We start from the raw sequence: 16,116 nt of genomic DNA, 5'->3' as shown, positions 1-16,116 counted from the left end.
GGAGTGATCTTTCACACCGACCGCGGGTCGACCTACACCGCCGGGGCGTTCACCGCGCTGTGTCGGCGGCTGGAGATCCGCCAGTCGATGGGTCGGGTCGGGTCGTGTTTCGACAACGCCGCGGCGGAGGCGTTCTTCTCCAGCCTGGAGTGGGAAGTATTGTCCCGCAACGACTTCGACACCACCAGCAGGGCGCGGGCGGTGGTCATCGACTGGTGCTACGGCTTCTACAACCACCGCCGGCGACACAGCGCCGCGGGCGGGCTCTCACCGATCAACTACGAGAACGCCGCTCTCACCCGAGACGCGGCATAGGGAACCCTCCACGATCTTGGGGGAACCACAGACCACCCAAATGATCACTTTATCCCGATCGGGGCAGTAGGACGACCCCCTCAGCGCTCGAACATCTTCCCCTCCAGGTAGATGGCCCAGTCCTCGTCCTCCAGGCCGTGTCCGCCAGACCTCAGGTGATAGCTCATGCCCGAGCTTCGGAAGGTCTGTCCGGCCTTTGGTGGCCAGGTCCCGTTCGCGAGGCCTGTGTCACCCAGGCCGTAGAGGTCGTACACGGGCGCCGCCGCCATGAACGACAGGTATTCCCCTTCCGGGTCGGCGTTCCCGTCTTCGCTGGCGCTGCCGACTACGACCCTGCCCGGGGCGATCAGGGCGAGTAGCTCGTGCTGGTCGACTGGCAAAGAAGTTGGCTGATCATTGTAGGCCTTGTACGTCTCGGGGAACCAGTGCGGAAACTGGCTGTTGATCGCCGCGATGGACTCCCCCGCGTCGTCCCGCCGCGCGAGCTTCGCTCCGGTGGAGCCGGAGTTGTTGGACACCACCACGGGGAAGCGGGTGTCTTGTGCGCCGGCCCAGAGCGCTGCTTTGGCCCCGCGCGAGTGGCCGATCACTGCCACCTTCGACGGGTCAATAGCGCTATCCGTTTCGAGGTAGTCCATGGCCCGGCTCGCTCCCCAAGCCCATGCGCTGATGGTTCGGCCGGCGTCGTCGGGCAAGTCCCTGCCGGACGGGTAAAAGGCGTTGATCACGCCGTCGCGATAGCTGCTGCTGTCATCGGGGGCGACCTCTTCGGCGTTGAGCGCGGCGACCGCGTATCCCGCGTCGAGGATCTTCGACACTGGCGCGTAGCCAGACGAGTCGGGATCGTCTCCCACTGAGCCGCGGTGGTCGATCAGCAGGAACGTGCCTTCCGGCTTGCCGCTACTGCTAGGCACAAACACTCGCAGGGTGAAGCTTGCCGATCCTTCCGGGCCGGTCACGTTGATGGTGACCTTCCTGGGGCCGCCGGACCCACTCTCCTCGTCGAATGACATGTCGGTGGGCGCTGGAAGCGTTTGCCCATAGACCTGCTCACGGAACGCAGCGAGCAGTTCGGGGCGCCGCTGCTTCTCCCAGACCTGCACACTCTCGACCTGTTCGCCACTGTCCAGCACTAGCGGGTCAGGGATGTCCTCCTCGGCCCTTGCGACCGGCTCAACGGGCCTTGCGACCGCCGTCTCGGCGGACCCGGCGGGTACAAGTGCGGGTGAGGTAGGGACGTCCTCGCGAGCCGCTGGGAGCGCGAGCAGGGAAACCGCTGCAATCGCAGCCGACGAACCCCTCATCAGCCTGTCGGCCAGCCGGTAGCCGGACACCAGGCCCACCACCCCTCCGCATGTTGTGCCCCAGCTGCAACCGGGCGCCGTCCGTGCGTGCAGCATCATTCCGCATCTCTTCTGATGCTGCTAGTGCCACCGAGCACCGCGTCCGGCGGCGAGCCCGGGGCCCGGGGACCGCCTCGACCACGACCCCCGGGCCACCGACTACTGCGCCATGCGGCACGGCATCAGCAGATGCCGATACTCGGCCCCGCTAGAAAGCCCCTCCGCGGACCCCGCGAGCAAGATCGGACGCGTCGATCGAGCAAGCTGCTGGACGCCGATTGCGACGTCCCCGCCGAAGGTCTTCAACGCCTCGGCAAGGTACCCACCGTTCACACAGAACAGCAGGCCGTCGGTGTCACCACCCGCCGGAACCGCAGCACCACGGACGCCGCCGTCGGGCCGGTCTCCGCTGTACGGGGCTACCCGGACCGCAGCACCGTCACCGGTCACCGACACCACTCCAGTGCGATCACCCAGACCGGCAGCCTTGGTCACCACCTTGCTCAGCCGCTGACCGTCCACGGTCACAATGTGCGGGCTACCAGCGGGCAACAGGGCCCGAAACCGCGGGAACTGCACGTCCTCCAATAGCCGGGCGGTGGCGACTGTCCCGCCCCCGCCGACCCGGACTGTGCTCCCCGTCCCGTCCACCTCGACCGTGATCTCGCCAGCCGGAATCTGCTTCGCGAGCGCCACGAACGGCCCGCGGGGGAAGAGCAACTCGACGTCCTGCCCGTCGCCGCCCGGCAGAGGCCCAGCCGAGACCGTCTCTAGGAGGTCGAATGCGCTCAGGCGCACTGCGCCGTCATCGCCGACATCGACCACTACTGCACCGAGAATCGGATGCGGTGGGCGTGCCGGTGCAGCCGGGGCGATGCGGTCGAGTGCGTTGCGCAGGTCGGCGAGGTTGGCGCGGAACGCGGGCGAAGGTACGGCGGTCATCGGACTGTCCCTTCCGGTGGCAACTGCGGAACGTCCACAACTTTGACTGGTTCACGTGTTCACGTCAAGACGTGAACCTGTGGCGCACAACTTCCCCGCTTCACGCCTTAACGTCTTGTCGTTGCGTCATTAACCGGCTATAGCTCTGGACATGTCGATGCCGCAGAACACCACCGGACACACCGTCGCTGGCTGGGAGCTGCGCGCCCAGGTTGCCCAGGCGGAGTTCAATCGGCAGTTCCCTGTCGGGACCTGGCTGCCCTACGTCCACCAGGCATTCCAGACCCTGCCCGAGCGCGTCGCCAACCTCGTCGCCAGCGGGCGCCCCCGGGAAGCCGACTACTGGCTGCTCAGCGCTGAGCGGATCAGTGGAGTCATCACGCCGAAGCAGTTCCAGCACCGCGTTGTCGCACTCGGGCCCGACCTCGAACTCCGGTGGACGGCAGCCCGGCCCGAGCAGTGGACGCGTCGCGCGGCACGTAGGAGTCGCGCCCGTCGCCTTCGGCCGGTCCAGTTGCGAAGATCGCGGCATGTGGACTGCAGTGTTCGGCCTCATCGGCACGCTCACGGGGGCGATCGTCACCTGGTTGGGCCAGCGAACGCTTCTGCGGTGGCAGGAGCGGCGGCGCCTCCTGGACCTGCAACGCACGGCGGCCACTGAGTTTCTGGCGGCGACCGACCTGTTCATCGCGGAGGCCGACTCTTTGAAGTACGCGGTGGAAGTGCGGATGACGGACGAGCGGGTGCAGGCCGTCTATGGCCGCTACTACGAGCAGTGGTCTGTGCTTCAACGGTCCCGCGCCTCCGTGGCGCTCACCTCGATCGAACCCATCCGGGCAGCAGCCTCGCCGGTCGTGCAGGTAGTCGAGAACCTCGTTCGCGCCGCGGACAACATTTACCTGCACCGCACGATGCCGCGAGGGGCGAACGGTTGGGGCCAGATGTACGCCGAGGCCCGTGAGACGCGCGACGGGTTTGCCGAGCTTGTACGCAACGAGCTGGGTGTTCCCGACGCTTTTCTCACGGCTCCTCGCATGCGTCGAGCTGATCGTCGGCTCCTCGATCAGCCATCCGCACCTTCATGAGTGGATCCGCGTCAGGGTGCACCAGTGCGGTGTGGCGTTGCGACTGTTCGGGTCCACGAGGCCGTCTAGCTGGAGCTCTGTCCCGGCGAGGATGTACCCGCCCGTCATCACCTGTCCGTCCTGGGCGATGAGGATGATCTGCTCGCCTTCGGCCACGGTGACCCGTCCGTGAGTCGCCGTGCTCGCTCCGGTCGCTTGCTGCACATACGACTCGTCATCGTTGAACTCGATCGAGAACGGCCGGCCCGTGAAGGTCTGCGTTGCGGAGTCCGAGCAGGTGCCACTCCAAAGTCCGACCAGGTCTGTCTCCTCGCTGCCACAGGCACTGGCGGTCAGTCCCACCAGCGCGGCCACGCTGGTCGCAGCTACGACCTGCTGCAGAGACGGTTGTCTAGGCATGGCGCTCCCTTGCCCTCAGATGCGAACCGCGACGGGTGGAGCGCCCATTAGATCATCACAACAGGAACACGTCTTCACGTTTTGACGTTACAGCGTCGCGACCACACTAGGTCTAGACATAGCGCGAGCCCGAGACCCCACCGTCCGACGGGAACTTCTCGGGCTCACTTCCAAATGCACCGCAATGCACTGGCTCAATTTCGATGGTGCCACGATCGACACCCTCCGAGCAAGCGGCTGCGCAGCACAACTAGCGGCGCTCGGGAGTGACTCGCGAGAGGGACAGGCCCCGTTCGTAGGGTGGCACTCATGGTCGGGTCGGTGGCGTACGTGGACGAGTCGTTCCACGAGCACCCGACCGATGGCTTCTACGTCTTGGCCGCAGCGGTGTTCTCCGCGGAGGCCGAGGAGGCTCGTCAGACGATGCTCCGGCTCCGGGGTCGGCGGCGCGTGGACAAGCTGCATTGGAACGAGATGGACTCGCGCCAGCAGACGGGGGCCGCTCAGGCCGTTGCGGGCCTGCCGGGGATGTATCTGGTCACCGTCGGCACCCCGGTGCCTCAGAGGCGGCAGGAGCGAGCACGTAGGGCCAGCCTGCGGAGGCTGGTCTACGAACTTCACAGCCGGGACGTCACCCAGATCCTGATGGAGGCCCGGCAGGCCAAGCTCGACCGAGCCGACGTGGAGCTGGTCGCGTCGACTCGGTACGACCTGCCGAAGGGGACCGTCCTACGCGTGGATCACCAGCGGGGGGCGACCGAGCCGTTGTTCTGGGTGGCCGACATCGTCGCTGGTGCAGTGCGCGCCGACCGCGAGGGCGAAGCGGTTTATAGGAGGATCTTGGAGCCTCTTGTGCAGGTGTTCGAGGTGCCCTGCTGAGCAGAGGGTCCAGATATGCGTAAGGCCGTGCTCCCGGTCTGCCCCAGGTCACACGGCCTTGCGACTCGCGCAGCACCCACGGTGCCACGCTACGTGCAGTCTAGCAGCCGTTCTCGAATCGCCACGACCGAAACGACCACAGCAGCGTCGCAAAGCGGCTCAATCGCCATGCCGCTTGCTGTCCTCGCGGCGTCGGCCTAGACCGCCAGGTCCCGATCGTGGGCTCAGTCGGGACTCTTCAAGCCACTCATCTGCGAGCTCCAAGTCTCCGACGACGCCACGCTTCGCGATCATCCACGACTCGGATGCCTGGGTGGCGCGCTCCTCGGAGACCCCCGCCGCGAGGTAAGCGTCCCGCACACGGTGGATGCAGGCAGTCTTCTCATCGGCGTGCAGCCCGTCCATCGCAGCCTTCACCGACGGGTCCCGAGCGATGATCTCCGCCCATCCGGCTCGGGCCTCATCCGACGCGACCTGAATGGTTGCCACCTGCGCCGCCGTCAGGTCCAGCGCGTGCGGGCCCTCACCACTCACGAACATCAACCTCCCGGCTTCGTGTCCGGCGATCGACCGGCCGGCCCCGACCTTATGCAGGATCGCGCGCTGCTGCGGCGCGAGAACTGTGCCGCCAACCTCGCCGATCGCGTGCCATTCCAGCATCCGCTCTCGGTCCGGCGGTGCTGTCGTGCTCGGCGATGTGCGGCACAGGCTCGTCCTTCGGCTCGTCATGGGCTGGCCCACCGTCCCGGCCGGGTCGCATCACGGCCGGGACGGCGAGTTCTTCCCGCGGGGGAGAGGTCGTCGAAACGCGGGCGGCTGTTGGTCTGCCCGCTTCCTACTGACGTCCATAACATTAACGTTTTAGCGTCAAGACGTGATGCGCTGCCTCGCGGACACTGAGAGGCGCTCCGTCGTCAGCACGGACAGCGCCGCAGCCCACTCAGGTCCTCTGGTCCCGCAGAGCCGCGGAGCGAGCCGCGCTCCGCGTCCGCGACCGACGCACCCTGCGGTCGCGGTGCGCTCCTGCCGGGCCAGAACGGCGCCTGGCCTGCTCCGGTCGCTCCGGCCTGGTCGGTGTCGCCATCGTTGCCCCCTGTTCCGTAGCGCAAGCAGCGCCACGACGGGCGGGTGGCGTGCCTACTCGATTCCTGTCAGCACTCGGGCCGCGCACTCGGCAGCGTTGAGCACCCCCTGCTCGGTCGCCAGGGCATCGGCGGCGCGACGACCGGCCTTCCAGTCGACGACCTCACCGGTCCACTGATCGATCACGTCCCATCCGGCGGCGGCAGCGCCTTTCCTGGATGAGTTGGTCACGGTGTAGCGGGCACCGGCCGCGACCCGCAGGGCTTCCCACAGGCCGCCGAGGTAGCTGGGGTCGCGCCCCTCGTCAAGCGGTCGCGGTGCGCCGGTCAGCTCCTCTCGGATTCGTGCGGCGATCGCATCGACCGCGGGGCACGTTGCTGTTCGAGACGCGACGACCGGCGCGCGCACTGAGGTCATGGCGAGGGTTCCTCCCTTCGGCCTGGGCTCATTACGTCCACAACGTTAGCCATTTGACGTTTTCACGTCAAGACGTGATCACGAGCCCCTGCACTGGACAGCAAGAGAGCCCGGCCCCACGGGGGTCGGGCTCTATGCCGTTCAGGAGGTGATCACTCTGCGCTGCGTTCGTGGTAGGCACTGAGGACCTCGGCAGGAATCCGGCCACGGTCGGAAATCTTCATGCCGCGGGCGCGTGCCCACCCGCGGATTGCTTGGTTCTGTTCCCGGTCGACAGTGGGCTGCTGACCGCCTCGACCGCGCCGCCGCGTCGCGGCTCCAGCCTGCCGGCGGGCCGCGGCCACGTACTCGGCCAGGGCGTCCCGCAGCTTGGACGCGTTCCCCGCGGCCAGCTCAATCTCGTAGCTTCGGCCGTCGAGACCGAACTCCACGGTCTCGTCCGCCGGAGCCCCGGTCAGATCGTCGATGAGCTGGACCGTCTTCACCTGCGCCACCATTGCCTCCTTCACCCTGCGATTCCGCTGCTGCGTTTCAGCTTAACCGCACATCCGCGTCGGAGGACAATTCTGAGCGGTTCCTCAGGCGTTCCGATACTTCAGGGCCAGGTCGTCGACCCGCTTGGCCAGTCGCTGGTCATAGCGGTATAGGGCCATGAAGGCTCGAAATCGGCTGTTGTCGTCGAGGTCGTCGTCAACCGTTCTCGCGCGAAGCAGACGCTTGTCGTCCTTGTGCAGGTAGAGGCTGATCCGTGCGGCCTCGGCCGTCGACGGCGGCTTGAGTACCTTCGGACCCTCCGCCTGAGCAGGCTTCTCCTCGGCCTGGGGCTCCGTCTTTTCGGCCGACCTAGTCGGTCCGGGCCGGCGGGTTGCCTTCCGCGCAGCCGGTGTCCGCCGAGTTGTGCTGCGCCCCTTCGGCCGCTGCTCAGGCCCCTCCTCCGCCTTCGGCTCCACGGCCGGCGGCTCAGCTTTGGTCTCCGGCGACTCCCCCTGATCCTCTTCCGTCAGCGAGTCAAGGATCGACTTCTTTCGGGCCATCAGTGGTTCCCCTTCGTCGGCTCGGTCATGGAATCGGGCTGCGACCACTGCAATCCGAGGAGGCCGCCAAACACCTCGCGCGCGAGGGAGCGGTACTCTCGCTCCGCTGCGCGGGCAGTCGAATGGGAACCACCGGGCATGTCCGTGATCGGCTTGTTCTCCCTGACCGCATCGGCGTGCACCGACAGGTCGCGGATGATCGTTCGGGCGACGCTGATGCCGGAGGCGGCCAGATCTGCAAGATCGGTGTTGGCCTGCGGAACGCTGGGCGTCTTCACCAGTGTTCCGACCAGTAGATAGGGCACACCCGATTTGCTGACCGGTCCCGCGAGTGCTCGCGCGACCGGCCGCAGGTCCATGGCCCGAACCCCGGAGGGGACCACGATGGCGTCGAACACCGGCTTGCCGTCCGACCCGTTGAGCAAGACCCTCCACGCCTCGGATTCTTCGGCGCCCGGCAGGTCGACAACCACCAGGTCGTAGTCGCGCAGCTCCCGTAGGCGCCCCAGAACGCGCGGGCCAACCTCGCGCAGGTCTTCGACGTCGAACTTCACGCGCTCCCCGGAGCGGGTGGCCCAGTCGGCTGCTGATCGGTTGGCGTCGGCGTCGGCGAGGAACACCCGGTAACCCTCCAGCGAGGCGAGGTGCGCCAGCGTCACCGCGGTCTGCGTCTTGCCGACGCCCCCCTTCGGGGAGCTGATGGCGAGCACCTTCGGTTGCCGTCGTTTCTGGTCAGCGGGCATGCGGGAAACGATAGCGTCTTGACGTGTTCGCGTGAAGTGTGTATGGCGCAATCACGTGATATCGAACGACCCGTAGTCGTCGATCTCCAGCACTTCGCCGAAGCCGTTGCCGCCGTAGCCGTCCATCACTGCGTCGCTGATGGCGGCCTGCACCTCATCCTCCGAGGCGCCCTGCTCCAACAGGTCGGCGGCGATGTTGAAGTCCGCCCCGACGGTCCCGACGTTCCGGCCGCCGTCGGGGGCACCGCTGCTCCGCGAGATCACCGACACCGCTCCGACCGACACCGTGCGCGCGCTACGGAGGGCGTTCACCCGGACCTGCTGCGCGTCGGCGAGTCCAGTGACGCGCTGGCTGTCCCGCGGGGCCTGGGTTCCCTTCCGCCACCGCTGGACTGTGCGCATGCTGACGCCGAGTTCCTCTGCCAGCCATCGGGTGGTGCCTCGCCCGTGCTCGGCAACGAGGGATTCGATCGCCTCGCGAGGGTTCATCGCGCGGCCCAGCGACCGCAGCACCGACTTCGCGTTCGGCATCAGTGGCTCCCGTCGTCAGTGGATTCGGTTTGGGCCGACCGGATCAGGCCGTGTAGGAACCGCTCGGCCGACCCCTTCCGGTAGGCCTCCAGCATCTCGGCGGTCAGCGGACCTGACCGGCCCGGCTCGACGCGCCACTTGCCGGGCTGGTCGGAGACCACCAACCCCGCTGGCTCGATGAGCTCGTGCTCGGCGGGCGCGAGGAACCATGCGGAATCGCGCCGGACTCCGAGCAGCTGACACCGCTCGTCAGTGACTTTGTCGAGGGCACGCCACATGTTCGCGTTTGCCAGGGTGACGACCTGGTCCGACCAGTCCGGTCGCATGGTCCCTGTCTTGTTCCGCTTCTCGCTGCGCAGCATGCCGCCCAGGAACGCGGTGTAGATCGCTTTGACCACCATGAGCGCGTAGGCGCTGCCGGGGTCGGAGACGGCGGCCGGGGCCAGTCGTTCCCTGGCTGTGCGCATCTGCCGGGACCAGGCGCTCAACCGGCGACCTCGGCTGTTGCTCTCCCAGACGACAGCGTTGCTGACGGGCAGGTCGAGGTCGCGGTTACCGGCGAGATACTTCGCGGACTGGGTCGTGATCCACTCGCCCTTCTTCAGCCTGCCGAAGGCACTGTGGCCGGTGTCGGTGGCGCGGGCCAGCTCAAAGTAGCCGGGCAGCTTCATCAGGCCATCGATGCTGCGCGGAGTCTCAATGGTCGTCGGGTCACCGTCGCCGAGTTCCACGGATCCGGAGGCGGCTAGGAACTGGGCGTTGACGTCACAGCCGGTGACTCGGTAGTCGACTCCGTCCGTGAGGCCGGCGCCACCGACCAGGTGATCGCGGAACAGCCGCAGCTTGCTGCTGATCTCGTCGACCTTGGGTGTCTCGCACTGGACGGGGACCTTCATCGCGGCATGCTTGCCGACGAGGCGGGCGTAGAGCGCGACGCCAACCTCCCCCGGGTAGGACACCATTCGCAGGCCGTCAGTGGCCTCGTGGAAGCGCTGAAGCCCGCGCTGCACGTCCTCGGGGTCCGGCTCGACGCCGCGGTTCCGCAGTGCGGAGGCGAAGTGCCGTAGTTCGTCCTCGTGGGAGACGTCTGCGAAGTCGTCGTCACCACCCCGTTCCCGGATGGCCCGTGCCGGCCGGTCCGCGTCGCGGGCGGGTTCCGGCAGGGCGATCGGCGTGGGCGGCTCGACCTGTGCGTCCGGGTCTGGCTCCGGGGCGGGGGCCGGGTCGGGCGCGTTACCCCCACCCCTGCAGTCGCCGTGGCGGGGTGCGCCGCACGACGAGCGGACTACCGTCGGTGCGCCGCACAGGACGCACGGTTCGGCATCGTTGCCGATGCCGCCAGGCCCGCAGAACGGGCCGTGCTCGGTGCAGGTCGTGCACGCGGCGGCCGGTGCGGGGGGGTGCGTCGGCCGGGGCCGGCAGGTTCAGCAGCGGCTCGCTGTCCTCTTCCCGCGGGGAAGGGGTCAGGTCCGCCTCGACGGTCGGGTCGACGGCGCCCGGGGTGTCGGTCACGGTGATCCGCCAGGTGCGCTTCTTGCTGCTGCGCGAGAGCTTGCTGACGTCGATTCCGGCCTCGCGGAGCGGGGCGACGACGGTCGAGAGGCGCTTGCCGAAGCTGACCGGGGTCTCCGGCCAGAACCGGGACCGGTGCAGGGTCGCGCGGTTGAGCTTGCCGTGCAGCTCTGTCGAGGTGCCCTCCCAGGTGCCCTCTCCGTTGCGCTCCCGGCTCCGCATCCAGGCGATCAGGGCCGCGGAGACCTCGTCCTCGTCGGCGATCGCTTCCGCCTGCTGACCCAGCAGACGCAGGTAGTCGTTGTATCGGTCGGTCCCATCACCGTCGACGAGATCAAGGGCCTTGCACACTCGGGCGAAGTCGGAGAGGCGGGGAAGGTCGAGATCCAGTTCGTCGACCTGCGGCAGCGTCGCCATCACCGCGGCCACGCGATCGAGGAGAGCGCCCAGTACACGGGGCCGCAGCTCGTCCCTCCGCGCCTTCAGCGCCTGCTCGGACAGCCGCTGTCCGCGGGAGAACCGCTCCAGCTCGACCGGCAGCATCCGGGTGCTCAGGTCGGCCTTCTGCGAGCCGATGTCGATGGCGGTCAGAGTGATGCACTGCTGGCCGCCGAAGCTGACCAGGCCGCCGTCGGTGAACAGCGCGCGGAACTGGGTGGTGCCGCCGGTGACGCTCATGCACAGGGCGTCGGACTGCCACTGCTGGAGGTTCGCCACGTTGTCGAGGACCAGGGAATGTGCTTGCCCGATCTGCACCGCCCAGTCCTTCTGGTCGGTGGGCAGGCTGATCACAGGGGCGGGGGAGGGGTCGACGAGCATTGTCAGCGTCTCGGCAGCCGACGTCTTGCCTGTTCCCGCCTCCCCGGACAGGGCCAGCAGCGGGTGCGACATGTTCGGGAAGTAGCGGCCGACTAGTTCGGCCTCGGCCAGCGCGCGGTCGGCCTTGCGGACGTTCACCAGCTCCCACAGCTCGGAGAGGGCGCCGCCGCGCTCGGGGACCGGCAGAATCCCGGTGCGCGCTGTCCTGCCGAACAGCACCGGGCTCTCCGGCAGGACAGTCCATCCGGCGGGGCTCACCTCGACGACGCGCCCCGACTCGTCGCCCAGGTCCAGCAGGGTCGACTCCCCGTGGCGCGCGACGCGGTTCCCCAGCTCGATCGGCTCTGTGCGTTCGGCGTAGCCACGCAGCATCAGCAGCACGTTGCTGCGGTGGCTGCTCTCGGCGATCTCGCCGGTGCGGTCGTGGAAGTTGGTGCACAGCTCGGCGATGAACGAGCGGCGGCCCTCGGTGAGGCGGCGCGCGACGCGGGGACCGGTGCGCGGGATCAGGTAGTGCTCCCCGGTGGTGGCCCAGACGGGCTCGTACTCCTCCATGGCCATCGCGAGCAGGCGTCCCCCGCGGTTGCCGCCCCCGCCGTCGTCGCCTTTGCTCTTCTTCTTGCCGCGACCGCCCTGGTCGCCGTCGTCGTTGTGGCGGCGTGCCCGCTCGGCGAGGCTGGTCACGCTGGCACCGCTCTGGTCGGCCGGTGCGGGGGCAGAGGCGTGCGCAGTCAGACCACCGTCGTCGGCCCACGTTGCGGGCGAGCCGGGCTCGAGGTCGTCCAGCGGTAGTCCGGCGGCCAAGTGGTCGGAGACGTCGGCACCGGGCTGGTCGATCGGGGTCCGGACCACGCGCACAGTGCAACCAGTGGTGCTCAGGGTGGCAGCGACGCGGGCCGCGTAGTCGTAGCCCGGCTTGTCGCGGTCGGCGACGATGGTCACGGTGGCGCCGGTGAGGGCCGCTGTGTGCTCCGGGCTCCACGCGCCCTTGGAGCCGTCAGGGGCGGTGGTTGCGACCTCTGCTGCGGGCAGGTGCTCGGCGAGGTCGTCGGCGTTCTTGCCGCCCTCGCACAGCCAGATCCTCTGACCGGCGGCGACCGCGGCCAGGACGGCGGGCAGGCGGTAGAGCTGCACGGTCGGCTTGTCGCCATGCTCGCAGGACGGGCAGACCCGGCGGACCCCGCAGTCGGGGCAGGACGTCATCTCAGCCGGGTTGAACGACGCCTTGCAACGGCGGCAGTAGCCCTTGCACTCTTTCCCCAGCCACCAGGCAGTCTCACCCGGTCCGTGGTGCTCCCACTTGAACTCCTTGCGCCCCTCCGCCGCCCGCGGCCCGGTCGGGTCAAATCGGGTCAGCCGGTAGCGCTCGGTGCCGTCTGCCTCGGTGAACAGCCGGACCGTGCTCGTCGTCGGGATCCGGGGCGGGGCGGCGCTTTTGTCGACCGGGATCGACGCGGCACGGCGGCGCGGCGGCTCCGCGGTACGTGCCCGCGGGGAAGAGGAGTGGGCGGGCCGATCGTCGAAGAGGTCGGTCCCGCGCAGGCCCAGCTCGTTGAGGATCTCGTCGGTCCGCTCCTGCCCGCACCGGTGGCACTTCAGCAGCATCCGACCCGGCCGTCGGCTGTCCGCCGGCTTCCAGTCCGCCGAGCCGGAGGCGTCGGTATCGGGATGGTCGGGCAGTGGGCATCGGAAGTCGACGTGATCGCCCCGGACGCGGTGCCAGATTCCGGCCTCGGTCAAGGCGTTCAGGAACCGCTCCAGCGACACGCGGTCGCCGTAGCCGTCCGGAGGAGTGTGCGCGGGAGCGCTCAACGGGTAACCTCGCCCTTGCAGTCGAAAGCCTCGGCCCGCGGAGACATTGTCTCTACAAGCTGGGGGACCTCGGGTGTGACGAGTGGACTAAGGCCGCCAAACCAAGACTCACTCGCTGCACCGCTGTCAGAGCCCGCCCCTTCGGGGGCGGGCTTTCTGCTGTTAGGAGGCCATCACGCCGCCCCCTCCAACTGGAGCTGGTCGCCGCGCTCGACGGTGGGCGGGGTTGCCCAGTCGGGCGGGCAAAGCCGGTGCTGGCGGGCCAGCACCCAGTTGACGTAGGCGTTGAAGTCGAGTCCGGCTTCCTTCGCCGCGGCCTCGTACTGCTGGTAGAAGCCGTCCGGGAACCGCATCGTCTTCTGGACCCGATCGCCGTTGTCGGGGCGACCGGGCCGGGCACGCCGTGATGTTCGGGCCATGCTGGACACCCTGCCGGATTCCTGATTCTGAAACCAGCGACACGCCGCATGTCAGGCACAGGCTGACTCGATCGCATGAACGCGGGCCGGGCTGACCGTCAGCTCCCACTGTGCCGCGACCTCCGCGAAGGATCGGGCGTAGGAGCAGCGACCGGCCTCGGGCATCCACTCCTCGGGGCCCTTGTCGCCCTTGGCCCGGTTCGGGCCGGCCGCGACGGCGCGCAGGTTCGCCGGGTCGTTGGCGAAGGCTTCCCGGCGGTGGCTGGACCAGTCGGCCGCGCCGGTGCGCCACGCCAGCGCCAACGGCACCACGTGGTCGACGTCGATCCTGCGGCTCGGGCCGGTGCTGGTCTGTCCGCTGTAGGGGTCGTGCAGCGTGCCGGCGGTGACGTCGTAGCCGTCCTCGACGGTGGTGTCGGTCAGGTCGCGGGCGAGCACTGCGTCGCGGGTGTCGCAGCCGGGGCCGACCGCGGAGGCCCAGCCGTCGCCGAATTCCGCTCGTTCGTACCCAGTCTCGGGGCCGTCCTCGGCGACTCGCAGGGGCGGCAGCTGCGTCGCCTGCGCCGGCGTTTCCAGCGCTCCAGCCGGGTCCGGGAGCTGCGCGGTCGTTCCGGCGGCCATCCCGGCGCCGATGGCGGCGACGGCGGCCATCCCCGCCATCCATGTCCGAAGCGTGATCATTAGAGATCGCCTCCCAGCAGCAGCCAGTCCGGGGTGGGCGAGATGGCGCCGGGGCGGGTGCCGAGCGCCTCGGCCAGCCGCATGTGTCGGTACCCGTCGTCGAGCGCGGCTTTCCGGGCTCCGGCGTGGGCGCAGGCCTCCAGGTCGTGGTGGTCGCAGACGATCGGCTCGATCGGGCGCGGCGCGGCCGCCTCTCCAGCCATGGTCAGGTGCGGTCCGGGCGCAGGCGGGGGGCCCTCGCGGGCAGGCACCAGCTCGGTCCAGCAGCCGGTGTCGATGATGTGGCCGGGCCGAGCGGACAGCAGCCGTGTCGTGAAGTTGTGGTGCTGGTCGTCGGCCAGGGCGTGCACCGACGGCGTGACGCGGACGACGTGGATCGCGGCGGCGGCGTAGTGGGCCAGCTTCTCGCTCGCCACCGGCCCGGCGCCGTCCTCGACGATGACGAGGGGACGGAAGAACCGACGCGGGCCGTCTTCGATCTCGGCTCGGTGCTCGATCTGCGCGGCCCGCATGATTTCGAACCGCCGCATCGCCTCGGCCCGCACCAGCGTGGCCAGATCTTCCGCGTCGGCGGCCTCGGGCTCGCGCACGTGGGTGTTGGACCAACCGGCGAGCGTGCCGTAGGTCTGACAGACGGCGTGTCCGGTGATGATGGCTCCCCAGCCTGCGGCGAGCAGATAGGCCGCCAGCCCTCGGGCGGTGGCCGTCTTGCCGCTGCCGGGAGGGCCGGCGACCAGGACGTGCGGGTCGTGGTTGAGGTCGGCGGTCGCGAGGCCGGCCTCGGTGTAGCCGAGCGGGATCACGTGCTCGTCGATGTTGTCCGCTACGGCCGGGGTGATCCTGAGCCGGCCGGGCTCGTACAGGTGGTGGGTCGTCATCGCGTTCTCCGTTCGTCGTGGTGGGGCACAGCGGCCCGCGGGGGAGAGGTCAGGCGGCCGGCAGGGCGGCGGCCTGACGGTCGGCGTCGACCCAGGCGCTCTCAGCGCCCGCGCCCACCAGTGAGTAGGCGCGTCCGAGGAACGCCGTGAGGGGCGCCGCCCGGGTGTAGGCGACCGTTGAGCCGTGCGTGATCCGGACCGACTCACCGGCGCCGGCTGGCTCGATCTGTATGTGCTCGCGGCAGCCGACCCGCTCGATGAGGCCCGCGGCGAGCAGGTCGCGCGAGATCGTCCAGTAGCAGCCCGGCGCCAGCGGGGTGGTCGGTCCGGTTGACAGGCCGCCGGCGGCGTGCAGCTTCACCGACCACGGGTCGGTGTGGGGCTCGAAGCGGGCGACCGTCCAGACGCGCATCGACAGTGGCCGGACGATCCGCAGCAGCAGGGTCTCGGTGCAGCGCCGGGCGAGGTCTGTGTCAGCCATTTCCGTTGCCTTTCGTCGAGTCGCCGAAGAGGTTTCCGCGCCAGTAGGCCCGACCGAAGAGGTGAATCCGGTCGACCCCGGTGCGGCTGTTCCGTGACCAACGGCCGCAGTGCCAGGTGTGGGAGGTGTAGCGCCAACGGAGAAAGCCGCTCCAGGCCCCGTTGATGGTGACGACCCCCAGGCGCCAGCGGGTGGGCGCTCGAACACCTCGGAGCAGTCTCTGAATAACCGTCATGCGGCCTCTCCCTCCTCTTTCGCATCAGCCTCCCGGTAGAGGCTGCCCCACTCCCGGAGCTGGATTCGCGGCCACGCCTTCGCGCGACCCTCGGTCGTCTCACCCGGAATGGCTCGCCCTTCGGCTCGCATCCGCTTTCGGCGCTTGTTGAACGTGTCCTCCTTGATCCCGAGGAATGCGGCAACGGCCCCCGCGCCGACGATCAGATCAGCCGATCCTCCCGGTGTGTTGTTCGAACCGTCGTTCGAGGTCTCCTCGGTGGCGACAGGGACGTTCTCCGACGCGTTCTGCTGATCACTGTTTAGCGGGTTCACGTGAACCTCGTCGGCGCCCTCCACAATGGCGCCAGAGTCCTGACCTGCCGATTCTTCGGCGGGCTGAGCCACCATCGCCAGAGGTCGGGACGCGGACGGCGTCGGGGTGTCCCCCCTGTCGAGCTGTCCCGGGACACCGGAGTCGATCTCCGCAGGCCCGTCCACCCACAGGGGACGGGGGGACGGGGGGGGGG

The 16,116-nt window shown here is 68.8% G+C and carries 19 protein-coding genes; 3 read left to right on the top strand and 16 right to left on the bottom strand.

Translation table 11 applies throughout. The features are described 5' to 3' along the window. Window positions 1-3: 3 nt before the first annotated feature. A complete protein-coding gene (locus Ae150APs1_RS32780; protein ID WP_212567129.1) occupies window positions 4-315 on the top strand; it encodes an integrase core domain-containing protein in 312 nt (103 codons plus the stop codon). 80 nt (window positions 316-395) lie between these two features. Here Ae150APs1_RS32780 and Ae150APs1_RS13230 read toward each other — a convergent pair whose 3' ends face one another. Then, the gene (locus tag Ae150APs1_RS13230) at window positions 396-1,661 is read right to left on the bottom strand and encodes an acetylxylan esterase (RefSeq protein ID WP_249266324.1); all 1,266 of its coding nucleotides are present in this window, start codon (window positions 1,659-1,661) and stop codon (window positions 396-398) included. Between the two features lie 156 nt (window positions 1,662-1,817). Then, on the bottom strand, window positions 1,818-2,600 hold the full coding sequence (locus Ae150APs1_RS13225) for a hypothetical protein (protein ID WP_139316900.1): 783 nt from the start codon (window positions 2,598-2,600) through the stop codon (window positions 1,818-1,820). Between the two features lie 530 nt (window positions 2,601-3,130). Here Ae150APs1_RS13225 and Ae150APs1_RS13220 point away from each other — a divergent pair. After that, window positions 3,131-3,685 carry a hypothetical protein gene (locus tag Ae150APs1_RS13220; protein WP_139316899.1) on the top strand — a complete coding sequence of 185 codons (555 nt, stop codon included), beginning with the start codon at window positions 3,131-3,133 and terminating at the stop codon, window positions 3,683-3,685. On the opposite strand, the gene Ae150APs1_RS13215 is transcribed toward Ae150APs1_RS13220, so the two are convergent. Then, window positions 3,680-4,039, bottom strand: a complete 360-nt coding sequence (locus tag Ae150APs1_RS13215; RefSeq protein ID WP_075297813.1) for a hypothetical protein — start codon at window positions 4,037-4,039, stop codon at window positions 3,680-3,682. The genes Ae150APs1_RS13220 and Ae150APs1_RS13215 overlap by 6 nt on opposite strands. Before the next feature lie 366 nt (window positions 4,040-4,405). Between Ae150APs1_RS13215 and Ae150APs1_RS13210 the strand changes: the two genes are divergently transcribed. Next, window positions 4,406-4,963, top strand: coding sequence for a DUF3800 domain-containing protein (locus Ae150APs1_RS13210; RefSeq protein WP_249266323.1), 558 nt, complete (start codon window positions 4,406-4,408; stop codon window positions 4,961-4,963). Window positions 4,964-5,122: 159 nt separating this feature from the next. On the opposite strand, the gene Ae150APs1_RS13205 is transcribed toward Ae150APs1_RS13210, so the two are convergent. The 13 genes from Ae150APs1_RS13205 to Ae150APs1_RS13150 all read right to left on the bottom strand — a co-directional run bounded on the left by Ae150APs1_RS13205 (window position 5,123) and on the right by Ae150APs1_RS13150 (window position 15,997). Then, window positions 5,123-5,623, bottom strand: coding sequence for a hypothetical protein (locus tag Ae150APs1_RS13205; RefSeq protein WP_075297811.1), 501 nt, complete (start codon window positions 5,621-5,623; stop codon window positions 5,123-5,125). 477 nt (window positions 5,624-6,100) lie between these two features. After that, on the bottom strand, window positions 6,101-6,463 hold the full coding sequence (locus Ae150APs1_RS31185; RefSeq protein ID WP_139316898.1) for a hypothetical protein: 363 nt from the start codon (window positions 6,461-6,463) through the stop codon (window positions 6,101-6,103). Window positions 6,464-6,615: 152 nt separating this feature from the next. Continuing rightward, window positions 6,616-6,957 (bottom strand): Lsr2 family protein, encoded by a 342-nt coding sequence (locus Ae150APs1_RS13200; RefSeq protein WP_075302065.1) that lies wholly within the window; start codon window positions 6,955-6,957, stop codon window positions 6,616-6,618. 84 nt (window positions 6,958-7,041) lie between these two features. Further along, a complete protein-coding gene (locus Ae150APs1_RS13195) occupies window positions 7,042-7,497 on the bottom strand; it encodes a hypothetical protein (RefSeq protein WP_075297809.1) in 456 nt (151 codons plus the stop codon). Continuing rightward, a complete protein-coding gene (locus tag Ae150APs1_RS13190) occupies window positions 7,497-8,240 on the bottom strand; it encodes a ParA family protein (protein WP_083680105.1) in 744 nt (247 codons plus the stop codon). The genes Ae150APs1_RS13195 and Ae150APs1_RS13190 overlap by 1 nt, the downstream gene beginning before the upstream one ends. A gap of 51 nt (window positions 8,241-8,291) precedes the next feature. Next, a complete protein-coding gene (locus Ae150APs1_RS13185; RefSeq protein ID WP_075297805.1) occupies window positions 8,292-8,771 on the bottom strand; it encodes a hypothetical protein in 480 nt (159 codons plus the stop codon). Continuing rightward, complete coding sequence (locus Ae150APs1_RS13180; RefSeq protein WP_075297803.1) at window positions 8,771-9,781, bottom strand: hypothetical protein; 1,011 nt, start codon at window positions 9,779-9,781, stop codon at window positions 8,771-8,773. The genes Ae150APs1_RS13185 and Ae150APs1_RS13180 overlap by 1 nt, the downstream gene beginning before the upstream one ends. 223 nt (window positions 9,782-10,004) lie before the next feature. Further along, the gene (locus Ae150APs1_RS13175; protein WP_139316897.1) at window positions 10,005-12,914 is read right to left on the bottom strand and encodes a hypothetical protein; all 2,910 of its coding nucleotides are present in this window, start codon (window positions 12,912-12,914) and stop codon (window positions 10,005-10,007) included. 173 nt (window positions 12,915-13,087) lie between these two features. Further along, window positions 13,088-13,333, bottom strand: a complete 246-nt coding sequence (locus Ae150APs1_RS13170) for a hypothetical protein (protein ID WP_139316896.1) — start codon at window positions 13,331-13,333, stop codon at window positions 13,088-13,090. A 51-nt stretch (window positions 13,334-13,384) separates the two neighbouring features. Continuing rightward, window positions 13,385-13,984, bottom strand: a complete 600-nt coding sequence (locus Ae150APs1_RS13165; RefSeq protein WP_175581336.1) for an HNH endonuclease family protein — start codon at window positions 13,982-13,984, stop codon at window positions 13,385-13,387. Window positions 13,985-14,013: 29 nt separating this feature from the next. Then, the gene (locus Ae150APs1_RS13160; RefSeq protein ID WP_075297795.1) at window positions 14,014-14,892 is read right to left on the bottom strand and encodes an ATP-binding protein; all 879 of its coding nucleotides are present in this window, start codon (window positions 14,890-14,892) and stop codon (window positions 14,014-14,016) included. A 49-nt stretch (window positions 14,893-14,941) separates the two neighbouring features. Then, the gene (locus tag Ae150APs1_RS13155) at window positions 14,942-15,373 is read right to left on the bottom strand and encodes an SsgA family sporulation/cell division regulator (protein ID WP_075297793.1); all 432 of its coding nucleotides are present in this window, start codon (window positions 15,371-15,373) and stop codon (window positions 14,942-14,944) included. A 231-nt stretch (window positions 15,374-15,604) separates the two neighbouring features. Continuing rightward, the gene (locus tag Ae150APs1_RS13150; protein ID WP_139316895.1) at window positions 15,605-15,997 is read right to left on the bottom strand and encodes a hypothetical protein; all 393 of its coding nucleotides are present in this window, start codon (window positions 15,995-15,997) and stop codon (window positions 15,605-15,607) included. Window positions 15,998-16,116: the final 119 nt, after the last annotated feature.

This window comes from Pseudonocardia sp. Ae150A_Ps1, assembly GCF_001932315.1.
GTDB lineage: Bacteria > Actinomycetota > Actinomycetes > Mycobacteriales > Pseudonocardiaceae > Pseudonocardia.
This window is presented reverse-complemented; position numbering and strand designations above follow the sequence as displayed.